Annotated in this window: 12 protein-coding genes; 2 read left to right on the top strand and 10 right to left on the bottom strand. The window is 66.5% G+C overall.

Annotation, left to right across the window (positions count from 1 at the left end):
• Positions 1-30 precede the first annotated feature (30 nt).
• The 7 genes from AACH06_RS11380 to AACH06_RS11350 form a co-directional block, all read right to left on the bottom strand.
• Positions 31-1824: a hypothetical protein gene (locus tag AACH06_RS11380; RefSeq protein ID WP_341425796.1), complete on the bottom strand. Its 1794-nt coding sequence runs from the start codon at positions 1822-1824 to the stop codon at positions 31-33.
• A 148-nt stretch (positions 1825-1972) separates the two neighbouring features.
• Complete coding sequence (locus tag AACH06_RS11375; protein ID WP_341425795.1) at positions 1973-3559, bottom strand: sulfatase family protein; 1587 nt, start codon at positions 3557-3559, stop codon at positions 1973-1975.
• 50 nt (positions 3560-3609) lie between these two features.
• Entirely contained in the window at positions 3610-5121 is a 1512-nt protein-coding gene (locus AACH06_RS11370) for a sulfatase family protein (RefSeq protein ID WP_341425794.1), read from the bottom strand.
• 177 nt (positions 5122-5298) lie between these two features.
• On the bottom strand, positions 5299-6804 hold the full coding sequence (locus AACH06_RS11365; protein WP_341425793.1) for a sulfatase family protein: 1506 nt from the start codon (positions 6802-6804) through the stop codon (positions 5299-5301).
• A 163-nt stretch (positions 6805-6967) separates the two neighbouring features.
• Positions 6968-8482 (bottom strand): sulfatase family protein, encoded by a 1515-nt coding sequence (locus AACH06_RS11360; protein WP_341425792.1) that lies wholly within the window; start codon positions 8480-8482, stop codon positions 6968-6970.
• Between the two features lie 102 nt (positions 8483-8584).
• Entirely contained in the window at positions 8585-9775 is a 1191-nt protein-coding gene (locus AACH06_RS11355; RefSeq protein WP_341425791.1) for a CaiB/BaiF CoA transferase family protein, read from the bottom strand.
• 279 nt (positions 9776-10054) lie between these two features.
• Positions 10055-11233, bottom strand: coding sequence for an acyl-CoA dehydrogenase (locus tag AACH06_RS11350; protein ID WP_341425790.1), 1179 nt, complete (start codon positions 11231-11233; stop codon positions 10055-10057).
• A 100-nt stretch (positions 11234-11333) separates the two neighbouring features.
• Between AACH06_RS11350 and AACH06_RS11345 the strand changes: the two genes are divergently transcribed.
• Positions 11334-12254 (top strand): LysR family transcriptional regulator, encoded by a 921-nt coding sequence (locus tag AACH06_RS11345; RefSeq protein WP_341425789.1) that lies wholly within the window; start codon positions 11334-11336, stop codon positions 12252-12254.
• 113 nt (positions 12255-12367) lie between these two features.
• On the opposite strand, the gene AACH06_RS11340 is transcribed toward AACH06_RS11345, so the two are convergent.
• Complete coding sequence (locus AACH06_RS11340; RefSeq protein ID WP_341425788.1) at positions 12368-13399, bottom strand: CDP-6-deoxy-delta-3,4-glucoseen reductase; 1032 nt, start codon at positions 13397-13399, stop codon at positions 12368-12370.
• A gap of 156 nt (positions 13400-13555) precedes the next feature.
• On the opposite strand from AACH06_RS11340, the gene AACH06_RS11335 reads away from it, so the two are divergent.
• Positions 13556-14449 carry an NAD-dependent epimerase/dehydratase family protein gene (locus tag AACH06_RS11335; protein ID WP_341425787.1) on the top strand — a complete coding sequence of 298 codons (894 nt, stop codon included), beginning with the start codon at positions 13556-13558 and terminating at the stop codon, positions 14447-14449.
• 1 nt (position 14450) lies between these two features.
• Here the strand turns inward: AACH06_RS11335 and AACH06_RS11330 are convergent, their stop codons facing one another.
• Together AACH06_RS11330 and AACH06_RS11325 are read right to left on the bottom strand one after the other, a co-directional pair.
• Positions 14451-15278, bottom strand: coding sequence for a hypothetical protein (locus tag AACH06_RS11330; RefSeq protein ID WP_341425786.1), 828 nt, complete (start codon positions 15276-15278; stop codon positions 14451-14453).
• A gap of 236 nt (positions 15279-15514) precedes the next feature.
• On the bottom strand, positions 15515-16546 hold the full coding sequence (locus AACH06_RS11325; RefSeq protein ID WP_341425785.1) for a S1C family serine protease: 1032 nt from the start codon (positions 16544-16546) through the stop codon (positions 15515-15517).
• Between the last annotated feature and the right edge of the window lie 3 nt (positions 16547-16549).

The following is a 16549-nucleotide window of genomic DNA, read 5'->3' as shown; positions in this document are numbered from 1 at the left end:
CCTGGGTGGCGCCCCTTTTGTCTTGGGCTGTCAGCTCACGTCGTACGACGGATCGTTGTTCAGCGCCGTGGCCCGGCTGCCGAAGGCTTCGCGCGGGTCGATCTGCAGGTCGGGGTTGCGCTGCTCGTTCGAGAAGATGTGGTAGATCGTTCCCATGCGATCGCTGTAGCTCTCCCAGTGGGCCGCATCGCTGTTGGCGTTGTCGTATTCGTCGACCGGGTCCTTGTCGAGACCATTCAAGCGGGCACGTATCGCTTCGCCCAAGTTGATCTTGTCGCCCTGCACGGTCGTGAACATGTCGTTCTGGCCGAAGTTGACGCGGTTGGGCGTGGTGCCGACGTTCTGGTCGAGATCGATCTTCTTGTGCGGCAGGTCGAGGTTCAGGCCGAAGCCGCCCAGGCCCCAGGGGTCCACGATGCCGCCACCGATCTGCGGCAAGACTTTCATGCCGTTCTCCACATCGCCCTGGATCAGCTTCTGTTCCTGCATGCCCACCAGCAGGTTGCCGTAGAGCATCAGGCTGGCGCGCTGCTCCTTCAGATCGAGGATTTGCGCGGGATCGTTGGTGGTCTTCTGCTTGTCTTCGAGCTTCATCGACTCGTAGTAGGCCTTGAAGGCGTTCTTCATGTCCATCTGGGGGTCGTTGTGGCCATCGAGGTACGAGATGCCGCGACCGCCCCATTTGTCCTCCAGGCCCTTCCAGAACTCGTCGAACGTCATGTCGCGGTTCTTGCCGTCCTTGAAGGTGTCGATGAACTGGCGGAAGGCCGGTGCAATGTCGGAGCCCAGGCGGGTGTTGCCCACGCTCAGGTGGTACTTCGGATCGCCCAGACCCAGCTCGCCCATCTTGATGCCGATCGTGCCGTCGATGTTGCGGCCGACTTCGTCGGAGGCGTACTGGCCGAAATTCAGCCAGCTGGCGTTGTCGTCGCCCACGATCTTTTCCATGTCGAGCGACATGTCGTGGTAGGTGTCGGTCACCTTTTCGTTGCGTTCAAGGCGGTCTGGATACGCCAGCAGCAACTCGCCGTTGGTGACCATGCCATCCTTGGATTCGAACGCATCGCGCATCGCCGTCAGTTGCTCCTTCGAGAACTGCACGGGTGCTTCGGCCTCGGGGTCCACCCAGTTCCGGGGGTTGGGGAGGTCCATCGTCTGGTTCTCGTACCAGTCCTGGTGCCGTTGCACGGCCATGCTGAAGTTCTGCATCGTGCCCTGCGTCTGAGGGCCGTTGGCGAAGCTGCCGATGTCTTGCGGCTGCAGGCCGCTGAAGGCTTTCAACGCCCGGTTGAAGCCATCTCGGTCGTCCAGGTTCTGTGCCTGGATGTAGGCTGCGATCAGCTTCGGATCCTGGGTCTGCCGGATGTACTCGGCATCGAGCTTGCCGCCGCGCATGGCGCAGTCGCTGTTGAGGGCGGTCAACATGCCGTCGTTGACGGCGGCGCGCTCATCGGCCGAGATGTCCTTGTCGTTGACCATCCAGTTCATGCGGTCGGCGTGCAGCCAAGAGCCGAATGCGTCGGGGTCCTTCTGCAGGATCTTGTCGAGCAGCGCGGCCCGGAAGGCGCTGTCGCCTTTGGCCATCTCCTCGGCGAACTTGTCCATTCGCTGCTCGTAGTTGTCCTTGATCAACGCGCGTTCGCCCGCATTCATCACCCGGTCGGCCGCCGCCTCGACGTCTTTGGGGTTGGGCGCGGGCGTGGTGGGTACCTGCGGTGAGGCCGGTGTGGCGGTCGCAGAAGGCTGGGGAACCGGTGGCTCCTGCAGGTGCGCCGGCAGGGCCTGGGGATGGAAACCGTACGAACCGAGACCTTCGAGTGACATGTCGCTCTCCTGTGTTTGTAGCGCCCATCGGCGTGAGCGCATGAGGGGGAGCGAAGCAGTATGGGAGTGTGTCGGGCGCTCGCCAACTACGACGATTCGCAGGGGTGAGCGGCCGCGCAACTGCTGCGCGGCCATGATGCCGGCCGGGTCATGGGGCCGTCTCTTCAGCAGCCCGCAGACCAGCGCCCTGGGCGGTGCGCAACGTGGTGGTCAACGCCGCGAGGCGGGTTTTCAGGTCGGTGGCTGCGGTGCTGAAGGTGTTGGTCAGCTGGTACGGATCGGCGCCGTTGTCGTACAGCTCGTGCTCCGCCGTGTCGTACTCGACGTAGGTGAGGCCACTGGCGGTGCGCAGCCCGGTGAAGCTGGCGATCTGCGGCCCGGTGCCGAGCGTGAGGTCGAAGGGGTCGGGTGGCTCCAGCGTGCCGCGAGCGGCCGCTTGTGCGATGAGGGCCTGATCGGCTGCGTTGTCGAGCTTGTGTTCCAGCAGCAGCACCTGTCGCCAGGGTGAGGGGGTCTGGCCCTGCAGCAAGGGCAGCAGGGATCGGCCGTCCACGAATGCCGGCGCGCTGGTGCCGGCGATGGCGGCGAGCGTCGGTGCATAGTCGACATTGGCGGTGATGAGCGACACCGCACCACCGCGCGGGACGCCGGGGCCCCTCACGATGAGTGGCACCCGGATGTCCTCTTCGTAGGCCGTCATCTTCCCGGAGTCCATGCGATGCTGGCCTTGGTGGTGACCGTTGTCCGACGCGAAGAAGATGTAGGTGTGCTCCAGTTGGCCTTGCGCCTGCAGCGCCTGCACGATGTCGCGCACCATCTCGTCGACGGCTTGCAGCGAGCGCAGGCGGTTGCGATAGATCTTGTCCATCTGGTCGATCTGGGCCGCGTCGAGCAGGGGGAGGGCGCGCACCCAGGCCGGTTTGTCGCTGACATCCGCCTCGTTGAACGAACCCGTGCGCGGCACGATGGCGTCGTTGAACAGGTTCTCATGTCGCGGTGCCGGTGTGGCGGGCGCGTGGGGTGCGTAGGGTGCGACGTAGGCGAAGAAGGGCTGATCGGGATGCTCCGACGCCGAACGGCGAATGAAATCGATCACCTTGGCCGATAGAACGTCGGTGAGGTAGTCGGCGTCGGCTTCACCATGCACCACGGTGCGGCCGTTGTCGTTCAACGAGTAGTTGAAGCCACGGTAGGGCAGGCCATCGTTGGGGCTGACGAACTCTGTCCAGCCCGGAGGAATGTAGTTGGCCGAGGGCGCGGCGTCGGGGTAGCCGTTGAGGTACTTGCCGAACAGGGCCGTTCGGTAGCCGGCCGCTTGCAGCCAGGTGGCGACCGTCGAGTCTTCGAGCCCCAGCTGGTAGACGGCTTCGAAGCCGCCGTCCGGTGCGCCGTTGCGGTAGATGGTGGTGTTGTGCGCGTACTGGCCGCGCAGCCCGCTGATGCGCGATGGACAGCACAACGACAGGCTCACATAGTGGCGCTCGAACGAGGTGCCGCTGTCGGTGAGCAGCGACTTCACCCACGGCATTTGCGCCAGCGTGGGCATGCTCTGGTCATCGGTCAGGATGAACACCACGTTCGGAGAGCGCTGCGGCGGGGGCGGCGAGCCGCCACCCCCGCCGCCGCCACCACCACACGCCACATGCAGGCTCAGCACGGCGATGGCAGCCCACCGCCATCCACGCCGCAGCCACGTTGTCGGATGGTGTGGCAGTCCGATCGATGGCTGGGTCATGGGGCCTCCGCGATGGTGGGGTGGGGCGGGTCGGCGCTGTTGCGCCGGCCTCAGTTGGGCGCTGCCAGCTCCGCTTGTCGCAAGGCGGCGCCGCTGGCGTTCTTCAGCGAGGCGATCCAGCGTGCCAGTTTGCTGCGCACCGGAGGTGGCGTGGTGTTGTAGCTGTTGGTGGCCTGGAACGGATCAACCAGGTTGTTGTACAGCTCGAACTCGCCGGTCACGTATTCGACATAGGTGGTGCCGTCGTTCACGCGCAAACCGGTGAAGCCATCAATGCCGATACCGCTGCCCGCCACGCGCGCCAGGGCCCGCTCCATCGGGTCAGACGGCTCCTGCGGCCCTTCGTCGGTGCGCAGCGGCGGGATGGCGCCGGACTTGTTTTCCAGCAGCAAGGCCGCGCGCCAGCTGGGGGGTGTCAGGCCGCGCAGGAAGGGCATCAACGAGCGCCCGTCGACGAAGCTGGGCGGCTGCACGCCGGCGATTTCGGCGAAGGTGGGGGCGTAGTCGACGTTGGCGGTGATGTAGTCGATGGTGCGTCCGACCGGCACGCCGGGCCCGCGGATCCACATCGGGATCAGCACGTCTTCCTCGTAGGCGGTCATCTTGCCCGAGTCGAGCCGGTGCTGGCCCTGGTGGTAGCCGTTGTCGGAGGTGAAGATGACGTAGGTGTTGTCCAACTGACCGACCGATTGCAGCGTGGTGATGATGTTCTGCACCATCTCGTCCACCGCCAGCAGCGACCGCCGCCTGTTGCGGTAGAGCTTGTCGATGTCCTTGATGGCGGCATCACTGAGCAGGGGCAAAGAGCGGACCCAGTTCGGCTTGTCGCGCACATCGGCTTCGTTGAAGCTGGGCACCCGCGGGGCCTTGGCGTCGTTGAACTCGTTTTCGTGGCGCGGGGCCGGGGTGGCCGGCGCGTGCGGGGCGAACGGTGCCAGGTAGACCAGGAAGGGCTTGTCGGCGAACTGGTCGGTCGAGCGGCGGATGAAATCGGCCGCTTCGCGCGAGATCACATCGGTGAGGTAGTCGCTTTCAGCCTTGCCGTATTCCTCCAGGTTGCCGTTGTGGTTCATCGTGTACTTGAACCCCTTGTACGGCGTGCCGGCGACTGGGCTCATCCATTCATGCCAGCCTGGCGGGATGTACTTGTTCGAGGGGGCGGTGTCCGGGTAGTTGTTGAGGTATTTGCCGAACAGGGCGGTGCGGTAGCCCGCATCCTGCAACCAGGTGGCGTAGGTCGATTGCTCGAGCCCTTGGGCGTAGACGCCTTCAAAGCCGCCGTCGGGCGGGCCGTTCTTGAAGATCGTCGTGTTGTGCGCGAACTGCCCGCGCAGCCCGGTGGTGCGCGATGGGCAGCACAGCGAGAGGCTGACGTAGTGGTGGCGGAACGCGGTGCCGCGATCGGCAATCAGCGACTTGACGAGAGGCATCTGCGCCGCGGCGGCAGAGTCCAGGTCGTCCGTGAGGATGAAGACGATGTTGGGTGCCTTGGCGCCGGCAGGTGCCGCGAAAGCCAGACCCAGGGCCGCGGTGGCGAGCACGCGGCGAAGCAGATGACCCATTGTCGATTCCCTGGCGTTGAGGTTGCGAGCGCGCCGCCGGCCGGCGGCGCGCTGCGCATCTTCTCCAGGCAGGGAGGGCGCCGCTACAGTCGAGTCGTTACGTTTGTAACGCCCGGAACCCTCATGTGGACATGAGGGCTCGCATCGCGGCGGCGCCAGAGGCGCCGGTGCGCCGGATCAGGGTGCCTGCACTTCGGCGGCGCGCAACTCGGCGCCGGCCTTGGTCTTCAGCGCCGCCAGCCAGGCGGCCAGGCGCTCCTTGGCGAAAGGCGAGGCGCTCTTGTAGCCGTTGCGCAGCTGGGCTGCGTCCGAATTGTTGTTGTACAGCTCGTACTCGCCGGTCGTGTACTCGATGTAGGTGCTGCCGTCGTTGATGCGCAGCCCCATGAAGCCGTCGATGCCGGGGCCCTCGCCGGTCGGGGCGATGCGGGCATCGAAGGGGTCAGAGGGCTCCAGCGGGCTTTCCGCGTTGCGCAGCGTGGGAGAAACGCCATCCTTGTTCTCGAGCAGCAGCGCGGCGCGCCAGACCGGCGGTGTCTGGCCCTTCAGGAAGGGCACGAGTGAGCGCCCGTCGACGAAGCTGGGCGTCGGCACACCCGCGAGTTCAGCAAAGGTGCTGGCGTAGTCGACGTTGCCGGTGATGTGATCGACGGTGCGGCCGGCAGGCACGCCCGGGCCGCGGATGGACATCGGGATCAGCAGGTCTTCCTCGAACGCCGTCATCTTGCCGGACTCCAGGCGATGCTGACCCTGGTGGTAGCCGTTGTCGGAGGTGAAGATGACGTAGGTGTTGTCCAACTGGCCCTTGGCGCGCAGCGTGTCCATCAGGCTCTGCACCATCTCGTCGACGGCCAGCAGGGAGCGGCGGCGGTTGCGGTAGAGCTTGTCCATGTCCTTGATCTGGGTGTCGGTCAGCAGCGACTGCGCACGCACCCAGGAAGGCTTGTCGCTCACGTCGGCTTCATTGAACGAGGGGCCGCGGGGCACCTTGAGGTTGCGGAACTCGTTTTCATGGCGCGGCGCCGGGGTGGCCGGCGCGTGCGGCGCGTAAGGTGCCAGGTAGACGAGGAAAGGCTGATCCGGGAACTGGTCGACCGAGCGCCGGATGAAATCTTGCGCGGTGCGCGAGATGACGTCGGTCAGGTAGTCGGATTCGGCCTTGCCGTAGTTCACCAGCGTGCCGTTGTGGTTCATCGTGTAGTTGAACCCCTTGTACGGCGTGCCGGCCACCGGGCTCATCCACTCCGTCCAGCCGGGCGGGATGTAGGTGGTCGAGGGGCCGCCGTCCGGATAGCCGTTCAGGTACTTGCCGAACATGGCTGTGCGGTAGCCCGAATCCTGCAGCCAGGTGGCGAAGGTGGATGACTCCTCGCCCTTCTGATGGAAGGTGCCGAAGCCGCCGTCCGGCAGCTCGTTCTTGAAGATGCCGGTGTTGTGCGAGAACTGGCCGCGCAGCGTGGATGTGCGCGAGGGGCAGCACAGCGACAGGCTCACATGGTGCTGTCGGAAGTTCAGACCCTGGTTGGTGATTTCCGATTTCACCACCGGCATGAACGCGGCGGCGGCGGCGTCCAGGTCGTCCGTCAGGATGAAAACGATGTTCGGCGCCTTGGCGCCTGCCGAGCCGAGCAAAGCAAAGCTCAGCGCCGCGGCCTGCAAGCCGCGGGCGAAGTAGTGGCCCATGAGTTCCCCTCAGGAAGCTGGTTGTCGCCGGCAGCTGATGCGCCTCCGGTCGGTCACAAATTGTCCTGAGGATTCGTGACCCGACCAGGGCCGCCAGCCCCTGCACTCGTAACCGACTGTCACGACCAGGCCATGCCGGCCGGGCCGCCTCTGAAGTTTTTGCTCAGTGGCCTTTGGGAGGGCGCTCTTCCGCGGCGCGCAGGGCGGCTCCGCCGGTGCCATCGATGGCCTCGAGCCACGAGGCCATCTTCGCGCGCTGGCGCTCGCTCGCGCCTTCGTAGCGATTGCGCAATTGACGAAGGTCCTTCGTGTTCTCGTACAACTCGTACTCGCCGTTCAGGTAAGCGACGTAGGTGAAGTCGTCGGCGGTTCGAAGGCCCTTGAACATCGGGATGATCGTGGCCTGGGCGGACTTGTCGAACGGATCATCCGGCTCGAGCAGGCCGGCGTAGCGCAACGCGCGGGCCGTGCCTTTGTCCACTTCGCCGTGCGAGATCATCAGGGCCTGGCGCCACGGGCCGACCGTGCTGCCCTTGAACAGGGGCACCAGCGAGCGCCCGTCCACCCAATCCGGCTGCATGGCCGACGCGATCTCCACGAAGGTGGGCGCGTAGTCCACATTGGCCGTGAGGGCGGTGATCGTCGCCGTGGGCTTCACACCCGGCCCCCGCACGCTCAGCGGGATCAGCAGGTCTTCTTCGTAGGCGGTCATCTTGCCGGACTCCAGTCGATGCTGGCCCTGGTGGTAGCCGTTGTCCGAGGTGAAGAAGACGTAGGTGTTCTCGAGCTGACCGAGCTCGGTGAGGGTGTCGATCACCCGCTTGACCAGTTCGTCGACGGCTAGCAACGATTGGCGGCGCTTGCGGTACTGTTCGTCGATGAGGGCGACCTGCCCGTCCGTCAGCAATGGTGCATCGCGCACCCAAGCGGGTTTGTCGCTGACATCGGCTTCGTTGAACGAATTGGTTCGCGGAGCTTGCAGCCCGGGAAGGGCATCGGCGTGCCGGGGCGCTGGCGTGGCCGGCAGGTGTGGCGCATAGGTGGCCACATAGGCGAAGAACGGCTGGGTGGGGTGGTCCGTCACCGACCGACGGATGAAATCGACAGCCTTGTCGGAGATGACATCGGTGAGGTAGTCGGCATCGGCATGCCCGTAGCTCACCGAGGTACCGTTCTCATTGAGCTGGTAGTCGAATTGGCTGTAAGGGCTGCCGCCATTGGGGCTGTACCACTCGGTCCATCCCGGCGGGATGTAGGTGTCAGACGGGGCCGTGTTGGGATAGCCGTTGAGGTACTTGCCCACCATGGCGGTGCGGTAGCCCGCGTCTTGCAACCAGGTGACCACGGTAGACGATTCAATGCCCTTGTTGTAGGTGCCCTCAAATCCACCGTTAGGCGCGTTGTTGCCGTAAATCGTGGTGTTGTGTGCAAACTGCCCACGCAAGGTGGACACCCGCGACGGGCAGCACAGTGACACATTCACGTAGTGCTTCTGGAAGCTCGCGCCCGGGTCGGTGATCAATGCCTTCACCTGCTCCATCTTGGACGCCGCTGCGGCGTCCAGATCGTCTGCCAGGATGAAGACGATGTTGGGAGGCTGCGCCGCGAAGGTGCTGCCGGCCCAAGTCAAAGCAATGCCCAATCCGAGGCGAAGGCCCCGGCCCAGCGATTTGGCCATGGAATCCCCTGTGAGTTGATGCGCCGACGTTCCTGCGGCGCCGGTCGCGGGGGATTCTGAGCAAGCTCCATGCGCACGGCAAGCTGCCGTGCAGTCATAAGGTTATGCAGTGGTAACTGCGCCACCCAGCCAGTCGGCCAGCACTTGCGCGGTGTGCTCGCCCAGCATAGGCGGGGCGATGCGGTACTGCACGGGTGTGGCAGACAGGCGGATCGGGCTGCCCACCAGCGGCACCGCGCCGAATGCATCGTGTTGCATCTCGATCTTCATGCCGCGTGACACCACTTGCGGATCGGCGAAGACCTGGTCAAGCCGGTTGATGGGGCCGCAGGGGACGGCTTCGGCTTCGAGTGCAGCGATCCACTCTGCGGTGGTGCGCATCACGGTGGTCTGGCGCATCAGCGGGATGAGCACCGCGCGGTTGGCGACGCGCGCCGGGTTGGTGGCGAAGCGTTCGTCAGTGGCCCATTCGGGCTTGCCTGCAATGGCGCAGAAGCGTGCAAACTGGCCGTCATTTCCGATGGCCAAAATCATGTCTCCATCGGCCGTCGGAAAGTCTTGATAAGGCACGATGTTGGGGTGGGCATTGCCCAGCCGCCGAGGTGCCGTACCACTGGAGAGGTAGTTCGCCGCCTGGTTGGCCAGCGTGGCGACTTGCACGTCCAGCAGGGCCAGGTCGATGTGCTGGCCTTCGCCGGTGCGGTCGCGATGCTGCAAGGCTGCCAGCACGGCGATGGTGGCGTACAGCCCGGTCATGATGTCGACCAGCGCCACGCCCACTTTCTGGGGGCCGGCGCCTTCTTCGCCGTCGGCTCGCCCGGTGAGGCTCATCAGGCCACCCATGCCCTGGATGAGAAAGTCGTAGCCGGCTCGCGGTGCGTAGGGGCCGGTCTGGCCAAAGCCGGTGATGGAGCAGTAGACCAGCTTGGGGTTGATGGCTTTGAGGCTGTCGTAATCGAGGCCGTACCCTTTGAGGCCGCCAACCTTGAAGTTTTCGAGCACCACATCGGCCTTGGCCGCCAGGGCGCGAACCTGGGCCTGGCCTTCGGGTGTGGCAAGGTCGATGGCGACCGAGCGCTTGTTCCGGTTGGCGCACTGAAAGTAGGCGGCCTGGCGATCGTCGGTGTCTTGGGCCTGGACCCAGGGCGGGCCCCACACCCGCGTGTCGTCGCCTGCGCCGGGTCGCTCGACCTTGACCACATCCGCACCCAGGTCACCGAGCAGTTGTCCCGCCCATGGGCCCGCGAGCACGCGCGACAGGTCGAGAACTTTGAGGCCGTGGAGTGCGGTCATGGTAGGTGTGCTCAGTGGTGGTGGAGCGATCTGGCGCTGGGGTGCGCTGCTCCGTTCATGTCCCCCGGCCTGCGGCCTCCTCCTTCACTTCTCTGCGCAGCGCACCCCATCCCCAGATCAGTCACCGGCTCAGGTGTTCCGACGGCGTGATAGGCGTACAGGGGGGCAGGAGGCCGGGGGGCCCGTGGAGCGAAGTTAAGGAGGAGGCCGAAGGCCGGGGGACATGAGCGGAATGGGCCCCCCGGCCGACGTCACGTTGCCGGGTGGCCGTACTTCCGTTCAGAACGCAGCGATGCCGGTCATCGCGCGGCCGAGGATCAGCGCATGGATGTCGTGCGTGCCTTCATAGGTGTTCACGACTTCGAGGTTCACCAAGTGACGGGCAATGCCGAACTCATCGGAGATGCCGTTGCCGCCCAGCATGTCGCGCGCCGTGCGGGCGATGTCCAGGCTCTTGCCGCAGCTGTTGCGCTTCATGATCGAAGTGATCTCGACAGCAGCCGTGCCCTCGTCCTTCATGCGGCCCAGGCGCAGGCAGCCTTGCAGGCCCAGCGTGATCTCAGTTTGCATGTCGGCCAGCTTCTTCTGGATCAGCTGGTTGGCGGCCAAGGGCTTGCCGAATTGTTTGCGGTCCAGCGTGTACTGGCGGGCGGTGTGCCAGCAGAACTCGGCTGCGCCCAGCGCGCCCCAGGCGATGCCGTAGCGAGCGCTGTTCAAGCAGGTGAACGGGCCCTTCAAGCCGCGCACTTCAGGGAACGCGTTCTCCTCGGGGCAGAAGACCTCGTCCATCACGATCTCGCCGGTGATCGAGGCGCGCAGGCCCACCTTGCCGTGGATCGCGGGAGCCGTCAGGCCCTTCCAGCCCTTCTCCAGCACGAAGCCGCGGATCTGGCCTTCGTCGTCCTTGGCCCAAACCACGAACACGTCGGCGATCGGGCTGTTGGTGATCCACATTTTTGAGCCGGTCAGACTGTAGCCACCATCCACCTTGCGAGCGCGGGTGACCATCGAACCCGGGTCGGAACCATGGTTGGGCTCGGTCAGGCCGAAGCAGCCGATCCACTCACCGCTGGCCAGCTTGGGCAGGTACTTCTTCTTGGTGGCTTCGTTGCCGAACTCGTTGATCGGCACCATCACCAGAGACGACTGCACGCTCATCATCGAGCGATAGCCCGAGTCGACACGCTCCACCTCGCGGGCCACCAAGCCGTAGCAGACGTAGTTGAGGCCGGCACCGCCATAGGCCTCGGGAATCGTGGGGCCCAGCAGGCCCAGCTCACCCATCTCACGGAAGATCGCCGGATCGGTCTGCTCGTGGCGGAAGGCTTCGAGCACGCGAGGCATCAAGCGGTCTTGGCAGTAGGCGCGGGCCGCATCACGAACCTGCCGCTCGTCGTCGGTCAGTTGCTGGTCCAGCAGCAGCGGGTCATCCCATTGAAAAGCGGCGCGAGTTGCCATGAGCGGGTCTCCAGTTGTTCCAGCGTGGAATGATAGGCCGCTGCATACTGTCAATCAAACGCATTTTTTGCACCGATCTGTGCGTCTATAGAATTCCGGAATGCGTAGAAAACTGCCGTCCACCGCCGCGCTGGCGGCTTTCGAGGCCGCTGCACGGCACCAGAGCTACACCAAGGCGGCGGCGGAGCTGTCGGTCACCCAAAGTGCCGTTTGCCGCCAGATTGCGTCGCTGGAGTCGTTTTTGGGGGTCGCGCTGTTCCGCCGCAACCAGCGAGGCGTCGGCCTCACCGAGGCAGGGCAGCGGTATGCGCGCAGCGTGGCCGCCCGGCTGGACGAGGTGGAGCGCGACACGCTGGATCTGATGGCCCAGGCCGGGCTGGGCGGGCAGGGGGGCTCACTGGAGCTCGCGGTGGTGCCCACGTTCGCCACCCAGTGGCTGTTGCCACGGCTGTCTCGCTTTCAGGCGGCGCACCCGGGCATCACGGTGCATTTCAGCTCACGCACCCGCCCGTTCCTGTTCGCTGACACCGAACTGGATGCCGCCATCCATGCCGGTGACGGGCGATGGCCCGGCACCGAGGGGCGCTTGCTGATGCCCGAGGCGTTGGTCACCGTGGCCAGCCCCGCGTTGCTCAAGGGGCGCACAGACTGGACGCCGCAGTCGCTGTCGACCCTGCCGCTCTTGCAGGCCAGCACCCGGCCCTACGCCTGGCGACACTGGTTCGAAGCGCACGGACTGGAAATCGAGCACGACATGGCCGGGGCGCGGATGGAGCTGTTCTCGATGCTCAGCGAGGCCGCGGCGCAGGGGCTGGGGGTGGCGCTGCTGCCGCGCCTGCTGGTGGAAGACCAGTTGTCGAGTGGCCGGCTGGTGCAGGTGGTGGCGCACGTGTTCGAGAGCGATCGGCGCTATTACTTGCTGTACCCCGAGCACAAGGCCGCCTCACCCGCCCTCAAGGCGTTCGCCGATTGGCTGGAGACGGAGGCCGCGCAGTACCGCGCCGACGTCGGTCTGGCGTAGACCGGGGGGCGCACGGCGCCGCCCCCTCCAAGTGGCGTGCGCGGATCCTGCTCTGCCGGGCCGCTGCGCGAGCCCCCTTGCGGGGGGCAGGCCCCGGAAGGGGCCGTGGGGGCCTAATGCTTGTCGGCTTCGGAGGTGAAGCTGTCGGCGAAGAACTCGTCGTCGGGCAACTGGCACTGCGCCACGAAGTCGCGGTGGGCGGACTCGACGACGATCGGCGCCCCGCATGCGTAGACTTGGTGACCGGAGAGATCGGGCCAGTCGGCCATCACCGCCTGGTGGACAAAGCCGGTGCGGCCCGACCAGCCGTCTTCGGCCTGCGCGTCGGAAACCACCGGCACGTAGCGCAACTGCGGCAGCCGGGCCGCGGCCGCCTCGGCCCAGGCGTTGAGGTACAGGTCAGCGGGCCGGCGCGCGCCCCAGTAAAGCACCGCCGGCCGGGTGCTGCCCATCTCTTCCAGGCGCTCGATCAAGGCCTTGATCGGCGCGAAGCCGGTGCCCGATGCCAGCAGGATCATGGGCTTGTCGCTGTCTTCGCGAAGGAAGAAGCTGCCAAAAGGCCCCTCCATGCGCACGATGTCTTTCTCTTTCATCGCGCTGAACACGTGGTCGGTGAACTTGCCACCGGGCATGTGCCGGATGTGCAGCTCGATCGCCGGTGGTGTGCCCAGTTGGCTGGGCGCATTGGCCATCGAGTAGCTGCGCCGAGCGCCGTCGCGCAGGATGAATTCGACGTACTGCCCGGCGCGGTATTGGAAGTTCTGGTTGGCCGGCAACTGCACGCGGATCTGTGCCACATCGGGCGCGGGACGCTCCATGCTCAGGACGCGGCCCGGCATTTTCAGGATCGGGAACTCGCCGGCGCCTGGCACCGTGCGCGCTTCGACCAGGCAGTCGGTCTGCGGCGTGGCACAGCAGGTGAGGATCAAGCCGCTGGCCTCTTCCGTCTCGGACAAGGCCTTCTGCTGGTGCGCGCCGTGGATGACCCGGCCTTCGAGCAGGCGACTCTTGCAGCTGCCGCAGGCGCCATCCTTGCAGCCATAGGGCAGGCCGATGCCCTGCCGGATGGCGGCGCCGAGGATGGGTTCATCGCGTACGACGTCGAAGGTGCGCCCCGAGGGCTGAAGGGTCACGGTAAAGGTCATGATCGAAGGCGGGCGGAACGTGGGCGCTGGCGGGGCCAGCAACCGCAGGGTGCGGGGCGGCCTGTGGGGCCGCCGGGCCGGATCGACGCGCCCTACACTGGCGCGCCACTCCGTCATTCTGCCCGGTGCGCCTGCACCCTTCGCCTTCGTCACCCGATGCTGCCCAAGACCACCCGTGCCAAACGCCCTGTCCTGCTGATCGTGGGGTGCGGCGACGTGGGCCTGCGCGTGTTGCGGCTGGTGGCGTCGCGCTGGCGTGTGCTGGCGTTGACCAGCTCGCCTCATCGGGTGCCCGAGCTGCGTGCAGCCGGCGCGACGCCGCTGCTGGGCAACCTGGATGACCCGCGAACGTTGGCGCGCCTGGCCGGCCTGGCCGATGCCGTGCTGCACCTGGCTCCACCGCCCCATGTGGGCGAGCGCGATGCGCGCACCGCGGGGCTCATCCGCGCCTTGGCACTGCGCAGCGGCCCGCGCGCGCTGGTGTACGCCAGCACCACCGGCGTGTACGGCGATTGCCAAGGCGCGTGTATTGACGAGACGCGCCCCTTGGCTCCGGCCACGGCGCGCGGGCGTCGCCGTGCCGATGCCGAGGCGAGGCTGCGCTGGGCCGGGCGTGCCTTTGGCTGGCGGACCAGCCTGCTGCGCGTGCCTGGCATCTACGCGCTCGACCGCGAAGGGGGCGACCCGCGCGAGCGGGTGCGCCGAGGGGCACCCGTGCTGCGGGCCGAAGACGACGTCTACACCAACCACATTCACGCCGACGACCTGGCGCGCGCCTGCGTGGCGGCGCTGCACCGTGGGCGGCCGCAACGCGCCTACAACGTCAGTGATTGCAGCGTGGTCAAGATGGGCGACCACTTCGATGCGGTCGCCGATCGCTTCGGCCTGCCCCGCCCACGCCGCATCAGCCGTGCCGAGGCCGCGCAGGAAATGAGCCCGATGCAGCTCAGCTTTCTGAGTGAATCACGGCGGTTGATGAACCAGCGGCTCTTGCACGAACTGCGGCTGACGCTGCGCTATCCGACCGTGGCGGAGGGCCTGGGCGCCTGACTCACTTGCAGCCGACGCGCTTGGACCCCAGCACCACGTCGTCGAACCACAAGGTCATCGGCTGGCCGGCGTAGCTCTCCCAGCCGATGCGGAAGTCCACCGGCGCCGGGTTCCACGGTCCGCGGGCCAGCCACTGCGAATCGATCTCCGGGGTGGGGGTGGTGTCCACCCGCAGGCCTTCGACGGCGGCGCTGTTGAACCAGTTCTTCATTGCCCCGGCCTTGCCGTTGACCATGAACTCGATGCAGTGCCAGGTGCCGGCCGTGGGCACCACGCTGAGGGCGACGCCTGCGGGGCTGAGCACGGGCAGCGTGGCATCGTCGGATTCGCGGTTCCACATCAGGATGCGGTTCTGACCGCCCATTCGCAGGTCGCGCTGGTTGTCGTTGCTGTCCTTCATGGCCAGGAAGGTGACATGGCCGTCGCCGAGCGCTTCGGCGAATCGGACGTAGAAGCGGCCGAACACCTTCTGGCCGAGCGAGCCGGGGATCGGGGTTGCCGCGAAGATGTGGTTGCAGTAGCCGCCGGTGCTGGTCACCTTGAGCGACTGCTTGCCCTTGTGGGACACGGTGTTGTCGATCGTGGCCTGGCCCGTGCCAGTGCAGTTGGCGGCGCCGACGGTCCACAAGGCGCTGTCCGGTGCGCCGCCTGGGGCGGCTGACTCGAAGCCATCGCACAGCGCAAAGCCGCACGCCAGCGTGGGCGACGAGGTCGGCGATGCTGCTTCAGGTGCCGCCGAAGCGGGCAGGGCCAGCACCGACAAGAGGATGCCTGACAGCGTTGTCATGCTGCGCTGCAGCGGGGTGTTTTCGAGCGGGGCAGCTCGCATGGGTGTGTCTCCGGGAGTGAGTGGGGCTGGCGTGGCCGATCGGCCTGGCGGACCGTGGCCTGCATGCCGCGGCAGCCAGGGAGAGGGCGCCTCGGCGCGTCTCCCGATGCGCGGCGGGCCCGATGCTAGAGGTAGCGCCGGGCGAATGACAAGGCGGCCAACCCTCTTTGCCAAGCACCTTACGCCTTCTTACAGCACCTGATGCTGAAAGCGGAGGCGAGGTGCGACCGCTGGCCTCAAGTGCCTTCAGGCTGGCGGATGGCGCTTTGTCGGTCGATGGTGTGCAAGGGCACCTTCAGGGGCTGGCCGTCGCGCAGGATGTCGAGGGCCACGTCGCGCTCGGCGGCGCCGCCTTCCCACAGGCGCTGCCACAGCGAATGCAGGTCATCGACGCGCTGGCCGTCGATGCGCACGATGCGGTCACCCGGCAGCAGGCCGGCCAGTTCGGCAGGGCTGCCATCGCTCACGCGCGCCACCCGCACTTCGCCTCCCATCTCCACACAATGGGCACCCATCCAGGCACGTTTGCTCTGGGTGGACCGCCCCTGCGCCACCAACTCGCCCAGGATCGGCTTGAGCAGGTCCACCGGCACGAACATGTTGCCGGGCATCGGCGGCTCTGCTGGCCCCAGCGCGTCGCTGACGATCAACGAGCCCACCCCAAGCAGTTCGCCACGCAGATTGAAGAGGGCGGCCCCGCTGTGGTCGGGGCGAGCCGGGGCGGTGAACACGGCGTGGTCCAGGTGGTATTCCCAGTAGCCCGAGAACGGGCGCCGAGCCACCTGCCGCGCCATGGTGATGCGCGCGCGTGGCCCGCCGGTGACGAACAGCAGCGGCTCGGTCTCGTCGAGCGTGGACGGGTCGCCCAGTGGGGCGGCGGGCAGGCTCACCGGGATCAGCGCCTTGACCAGGCCGAATCCGGTCGCCACGTCGTAGCCCAGCACCCGCGCCGGGATCTGTCGGCCGTCGTCCGGCTGCAGCAGCACCTGATCGGCTTCGAGCACCAGGTAGCCGATGGTCAGCACCAATCCATCGGGCCCGATCACCACCCCCGAGCCTTGTCGGATCGGACCTAGCGTGGCGCTCGACGGGGCATCGGGGATGGCCAGCGTCAGCAGGCCGACGACCGAGTCGCTGGCGCGTCGCGTACTCTCGGGAGATGCCGCGGGCTGAGCGGCCAGTGCGGCCCACGGCATGACGAGGGCCCCCAGCAGCAGCGGCAACAGGCACCGCGCGGTGACGTTCCGCAGGCGAATCGCACGACCCATGGC

This window comes from Ideonella lacteola, assembly GCF_038066555.1.
In the GTDB taxonomy this organism is placed as follows: domain Bacteria; phylum Pseudomonadota; class Gammaproteobacteria; order Burkholderiales; family Burkholderiaceae_C; genus Ideonella; species Ideonella lacteola.
The sequence above is the reverse complement of the archived record's forward strand: the minus strand, read 5'-3'. Positions and strand labels throughout refer to the sequence as shown.